Annotated in this window: 5 protein-coding genes and 5 pseudogenes; 9 read left to right on the top strand and 1 reads right to left on the bottom strand. The window is 37.6% G+C overall.

Annotated features, from left to right (window positions below; translation table 11 throughout):
* Nucleotides 1-203, bottom strand: a pseudogene (locus HT688_RS11905) (hypothetical protein); the annotation flags it as partial.
* 99 nt (nucleotides 204-302) lie between these two features.
* On the opposite strand from HT688_RS11905, the gene HT688_RS09265 reads away from it, so the two are divergent.
* The 9 genes and pseudogenes from HT688_RS09265 to HT688_RS09230 all read left to right on the top strand — a co-directional run.
* Complete coding sequence (locus HT688_RS09265) at nucleotides 303-557, top strand: type II toxin-antitoxin system Phd/YefM family antitoxin (protein WP_000388571.1); 255 nt, start codon at nucleotides 303-305, stop codon at nucleotides 555-557.
* 3 nt (nucleotides 558-560) lie between these two features.
* Nucleotides 561-815, top strand: coding sequence for a Txe/YoeB family addiction module toxin (locus tag HT688_RS09260; RefSeq protein WP_000924721.1), 255 nt, complete (start codon nucleotides 561-563; stop codon nucleotides 813-815).
* A gap of 215 nt (nucleotides 816-1030) precedes the next feature.
* Nucleotides 1031-1156 (top strand): annotated as a pseudogene (locus tag HT688_RS12300) (restriction endonuclease); the annotation flags it as partial.
* 5 nt (nucleotides 1157-1161) lie between these two features.
* Nucleotides 1162-1665 (top strand): annotated as a pseudogene (locus HT688_RS12205) (KilA-N domain-containing protein); the annotation flags it as partial.
* Complete coding sequence (locus HT688_RS09250; protein ID WP_000899898.1) at nucleotides 1619-1759, top strand: hypothetical protein; 141 nt, start codon at nucleotides 1619-1621, stop codon at nucleotides 1757-1759. The pseudogene HT688_RS12205 and the gene HT688_RS09250, both read left to right, overlap by 47 nt.
* Before the next feature lie 15 nt (nucleotides 1760-1774).
* On the top strand, nucleotides 1775-2560 hold the full coding sequence (locus HT688_RS09245; RefSeq protein ID WP_000669602.1) for a DUF6994 family protein: 786 nt from the start codon (nucleotides 1775-1777) through the stop codon (nucleotides 2558-2560).
* Between the two features lie 121 nt (nucleotides 2561-2681).
* Nucleotides 2682-2951: pseudogene (locus HT688_RS09240) on the top strand (recombinase family protein); the annotation flags it as partial.
* Nucleotides 2952-3032: 81 nt separating this feature from the next.
* Nucleotides 3033-4646 (top strand): ribonuclease Y, encoded by a 1614-nt coding sequence (locus tag HT688_RS09235; protein WP_000404950.1) that lies wholly within the window; start codon nucleotides 3033-3035, stop codon nucleotides 4644-4646.
* A gap of 703 nt (nucleotides 4647-5349) precedes the next feature.
* A pseudogene (locus tag HT688_RS09230) lies at nucleotides 5350-6028 on the top strand (reverse transcriptase domain-containing protein); the annotation flags it as partial.
* Nucleotides 6029-6182: the final 154 nt, after the last annotated feature.

The raw sequence follows: 6182 nt of genomic DNA, 5'->3' as shown, positions 1-6182 counted from the left end.
GTTTCTTGAAGGTAATACTCTTCGAAAATCTCTTCAAACCACGTCAACGTCGCCTTGCCGTAGATATGGTTACTGACTTCGTCAGTTCTATCTACAACCTCAAAACAGTGTTTTGAGCTGACTTCGTCAGTTTTATCTACAACCTCAAAGCAGTGCTTTGAGCAACCTGCGGCTAGTTTCCTAGTTTGCTCTTTGATTTTCATTGAGTATAAATAGATGGAAAAGAAAATCTTGTACAAGTTCCTGACAATTTCTTTCTTTTCGTGTATAATAGTGGAAAAGAGCTAAAACGAGGTATGGTTATGGAAGCAGTCCTTTACTCAACATTCCGAAATCATTTAAAGGACTACATGAAGAAGGTAAATGATGAATTTGAGCCTTTGACGGTGGTCAATAAAAATCCAGATGAGGACATTGTAGTTCTTTCAAAGAGCGAATGGGACAGTATTCAGGAAACCCTGAGAATCGCTCAAAATAAGGAGTTATCAGACAAGGTTTTGCGAGGAATGGCTCAAGTCCGTGCTGGAAGCATTCAGGTCCATGTGATTGAGGAGTGATGAATGCTACTCAAGTTTACAGAAGATGCGTGGGCAGATTATTGCTACTGGCAAAACCAAGATAAAAAAACACTAAAAAGAATCAATAAATTAATCAAGGATATTCAACGCGATCCATTTACAGGAATAGGAAAACCAGAGCCACTCAAATATGATTACCAAGGAGCCTGGTCACGGCGTATTGATGCAGAAAATCGCTTGATTTATATGATGGATGGAGATAGCGTGGCTTTCTTGTCCTTTAAAGATCATTACTAAGTCTACTGCGAAGTAGGCTTTTTATTTTTTAAATTTTTATTAGTAAGTTTAAGATAAAGTTTTTTGGAAAATGACAGAATCCCTAATACAAAAGACAAAAACTCAGAAAAGAAAGTTAGTATATGAACTTCGATCTTTACCCTTGAATTCGCTTTATAACTCTTAATTTGTGGTATAATGAAGAGAATTGTAAATCATAAAAACAGGGGAAGCAAATGTCTAATTTTAAAGAAAAACTACCGATATTCCAGTCGAACGATGTTCAGATTTCAAATGTAGTCAATGCAGTTTGGTCGATTGCGAACACCTTACGTGGAGCTTATCGTTCGGATAAGTATCGAGTGATGTAATTAAAAATTGGATGAGAAGAAAAGATACAATTGAGTTTCTTGGTTTATGGAAAAGCTTAAACAACATGAATTTCAATTCGGTCGAATTCGACCGAATTAAATCGGAAGCTGGATATAATTCATTTACATTGTCTCCTAAGAAATGGGTAGAGAAAACTGGAGCAATCGGAATTATCTCAAAAGGTGGAAGATATGGTGGTGCATTTGCACATACAGATATTGCCTTTGAATTTGCTTCATGTATTTCTGCTGAATTTAAGATGTATGTAATTCAGGATTACAAAAGACTTAAGTCAGATTAAAATTCTAAGATATCATTAGGCTGGAATTTGAATAGAGAAATTTCTAAGATTAACTACAAAATTCATACAGATGCAATCAAAGAATATCTCTTAAAAGATCTTACCAACGAACAGTTGTCTTACAAGTATGTAAGTGAAGCAGATATGATCAATGTTGTTTTATTTAACAAAAGAGCTAAACAGTGGCGTGAAGAAAATAGGAACAATTAGTACAACACTTGTAGTAGTTGCGGGAGTAAGTGCGGGTGTGCTTGGAGGAAAATTTGACTTTAAATTTCCTAAAAAGATTTAATGGAGAGTAATAAATATGAAGTTTAAAAATTATCTATTTGATTTATATCCTTATTTTCCCAAAGGTTTTTCATTATATAATAGAAAGGATCCTGATGTATGTAGTAAGGCGTTGTACGATGATTTATGTAAGATGTTTTTTGATGATGATTCAAAAGAAAAACTTAAAATAACATCTGTATGTAATAAATGCCAAAACTTTGGAAATGGAGATTTTTATACTTTATTTATTGATAAGGATAAGTATTTATTATCAAGTGATTATATAGGAGCCTCTATTTATTGGGCAAGAAAGGCAGGATTAAACGACAGAATAATTTTAGATCATTTGAGTATTTCAAGAACAATAGGTGGACACATTCTTTTCCCTAGAGGTGGTGGAAAATCAGAAACCGTTAATACAGCTAGAGGTGGAAAACCTAGAATCAAGAATGGAATTTATAAAGGATATTATGATCGTTTTGATTTAACACTATATGCTATAAAAGAATGGTTTGCGGGAAATAATAATTCAAAAATAGATTATGCTATAGAGAATTACCGTGAATGGTTTGAACTATTTTTTGATGATGATAATTGTAAAAATGGATTTGAGAAATTTGTCGAGTTTTTTAAGTTAGAAGGATTTATATATGAGCAAAATAAAATTATAGATTTAATTAAATCAGATTTAGAGAACAATCAGGTTGTCTTTTTAGATAAAGAAGATATTAGGATTGCTAGCACAGAAGAAGAATATATAAGATATATGAAAAATCTTAATATCATTATTCTAGAAAGAACTAAAAAAATATTATTATAAATATTTCAGCACCAGTTAAATAAAATGTGCGTTTTCTTTATCAAAAAAATTAATAAAAGAGGTTACCAAGAGGGATAAATTTTAAGTGTAGGGGGAATTTATCCTTTTTGCTTTTGAGGTAGAAGAGAAATCTATTGAATTATCCTATGAATATGTAGATGATGGATATAGTGGTTCTAATTTTGAGCGACCAAATTTTAAGAATATGATTGATGACCTGAATAAAGGAAAGTTTTCTATCATTATGGTAAAAGATTTATCTCGTTTCGGCAGAGAGTATATCGAGTCAGGAAAGTACTTACAAAAGATATTTCTTGAAAAAGGTATTCGCTTTATATCTGTAAATGATAACTATGATAGTGATAATGCGGATGTTAGCGATATCCATTTAAGGTTTGTGAAAATTACTTTTTTATGGTAGAATGTAAAAGAATGTATGTCATTCGGAATAACAATAAAATGAGGTAAAAACATGGAAATCATGTCGCTTGCGATTGCTGTTTTTGCCGTCATCATTGGTTTAGTCATTGGATATGTCAGCATCTCAGCTAAGATGAAATCATCTCAGGAAGCTGCAGAGTTGATGCTTTTAAATGCTGAACAAGAAGCAACTAATTTACGTGGACAAGCTGAGCGTGAAGTGGATTTACTTGTTAATGAAGCCAAACGTGAAAGCAAGTCTCTTAAAAAAGAAGCACTATTGGAGGCCAAAGAAGAAGCCAGAAAATACCGTGAAGAAGTGGACGCTGAATTCAAATCAGAACGTCAAGAACTCAAACAAATCGAAAGTCGTTTGACAGAGAGAGCTACTAGCCTTGACCGTAAGGACGACAATTTGACGAGTAAAGAACAAACACTTGAACAAAAAGAACAAAGTATTTCTGATAGAGCGAAAAACCTTGATGCGCGTGAAGAGCAATTAGAGGAAGTCGAAAGACAAAAAGAAGCAGAACTAGAGCGTATTGGTGCTCTGTCTCAGGCAGAAGCACGAGATATTATCTTGGCACAGACAGAGGAAAACTTGACCAAGGAGATTGCCAGTCGTATTCGCGAAGCTGAGCAAGAGGTCAAGGAACGTTCTGACAAAATGGCCAAGGACATCCTGGTTCAAGCTATGCAACGTATCGCTGGTGAATATGTAGCGGAGTCAACAAACTCAACGGTTCATCTGCCAGACGATACTATGAAGGGACGCATTATTGGTCGTGAAGGTCGTAACATTCGTACCTTTGAAAGTTTGACAGGGGTCGATGTGATTATCGACGATACACCAGAAGTGGTGACCTTGTCAGGATTTGATCCGATTCGTCGTGAGATTGCCCGTATGACTATGGAAATGTTGCTCAAGGATGGTCGTATCCACCCAGCTCGTATCGAAGAGTTGGTTGAGAAAAACCGTCAAGAGATTGACAATAAGATCCGTGAATACGGTGAGGCTGCTGCCTATGAGATTGGCGCACCAAACCTTCATCCAGACTTGATGAAGATTATGGGTCGCTTGCAATTCCGGACTTCATATGGCCAAAATGTTTTGCGCCATTCGATTGAGGTTGCTAAGTTAGCTGGTATTATGGCCAGCGAGCTTGGTGAGAATGCGGCTCTTGCCCGTCGTGCTGGATTCCTTCACGACATCGGAAAAGCCATTGACCGCGAGGTTGAAGGTAGCCACGTTGAAATCGGTATGGAATTGGCACGTAAGTACAAGGAACATCCAGTTGTGGTCAATACGATTGCTAGTCACCACGGAGATGTTGAAGCTGAGAGCGTCATTGCAGTTATCGTTGCTGCAGCAGATGCCTTGAGCGCAGCTCGTCCAGGTGCTCGTAGTGAGTCTCTTGAAAGCTACATCAAGCGTCTCCATGATTTGGAAGAAATTGCGAACGGCTTTGAAGGGGTACAAAATAGCTTTGCCCTTCAAGCAGGACGTGAAATTCGTATCATGGTCAATCCAGGAAAAATCAAGGACGACAAAGTCACAATCTTAGCTCACAAAGTTCGTGAGAAAATTGAAAACAATCTCGATTACCCAGGAAATATCAAGATAACCGTGATTCGTGAGCTTCGTGCAGTAGATTATGCTAAATAATAAAAAACTGAGGTCAGTGAAATCTGACTTCAGTTTTTTTGAAGTACGACGGGCATGTGGTGCATCTGAGGTGTAATACTCTTCGAAAATCTCTTCAAACCACGTCAACGTCGCCTTGCCGTACTCAAGTACAGCCTGCGGCTAGTTTCCTAGTTTACTCTTTGATTTTCATTGAGTATAAGTCCTTGGTGGGCACCTGCTACCGGTGAACCCAATAGCGATTCCCAAGCCTGACTATCGTGAGGTAGCGGATTAAAACGGTCTGGGGATAGACCGTTTTAAGTCTGACGCTGGAAATAAGAATCGTCAGAGGAAGGGATAGCGAAATCGTGGCTCTACGAACAGGAAGGTGATAGTAAGGCGTATATAGCGGATAGGGGGGGCGCGAAACCTTAAAGTCCAAAAAGGTAGTCGTAACCTATATGCGTAAATCACGAGAGTAATTGAATTCGAACTAAGATTTATCTTTTTCCACTGTAACCTTTTAACGTCCTCATGTCTAGTCTAAACGAGGAAAGATGTAGGACTTATCCCGTGAGGTCTGTCGCTAGAAAGAGAAAACGACAGATCGAAGTAATCCTACTTTACTTGTGTCTGTAAAACGAACGGTCTGATAGAACTGGACTCTGTCACGTATTGACTAGATGAAGGTTCACCAATATAAGATGTCCCTCAGGCACCAAAACAAGAAAGGAATAGGCACATGTCAAAATTGCTAGATAAGATAGTATCACGCGAAAATATGCTGGAAGCTTACAATCAAGTAAAATCCAATAAAGGCTCAGCTGGGATTGATGGAATGACTATCGAAGAGATGGATGACTATCTCAGACAAAACTGGCGCTTGACTAAGGAGCTGATAAAACAGAGAAAATACAAACCTCAATCAGTCCTGCGAGTTGAAATCCCCCAACCCAATGGAGGTGTCCTTCAGCTTGGGATTCCGACAGTGATGGATAGGATAATCCAACAAGCCATTGTCCAAGCTCTTAGAGTACTTAAATGACGGCTATGAGTGGATAGTGGATATAGACCTAGAGAAATTTTTCGATAGGGTTCCTCAAGATAGATTGATGTCCTTAGTACATAATATGATCGAAGACGGAGATAGGGAATCCTTGATTCGTAAGTATCTTCATTCAGGTGTTATCATTAACGGTCGGCGTCATAAAACGCTAGTTGGTACACCACAGGGAGGAAATGTATCTCCTCTCTTATCTAATATCATGCTTAATGAATTGGACAAGGAATTAGAAAAGAGGGGACTTCGATTTGTGCGCTACGCAGATGATTGTGTGATGATGGTCGGAAGCGAGGCAGCCGCTAAGCGTGTGATGTATTCAGTTAGTCGTTTTATTGAGAAACGGCTAGGTTTGAAAGTATAGTAAAATGAAATAAGAATAGGACAAACCGATCAGGACAGTCAAATCGATTTCTAACAATGTTTTAGAAGTAGAGGTGTACTATTCTAGTTTCAATCTACTATAATTTGAAGGGGAATACCGTGATTGGCTAATATTTGTTCAAGGACATGAT

This window comes from Streptococcus sp. 1559 (assembly GCF_013276735.1).
Taxonomy (GTDB): Bacteria; Bacillota; Bacilli; order Lactobacillales; family Streptococcaceae; genus Streptococcus; species Streptococcus pseudopneumoniae.
This window is presented reverse-complemented; position numbering and strand designations above follow the sequence as displayed.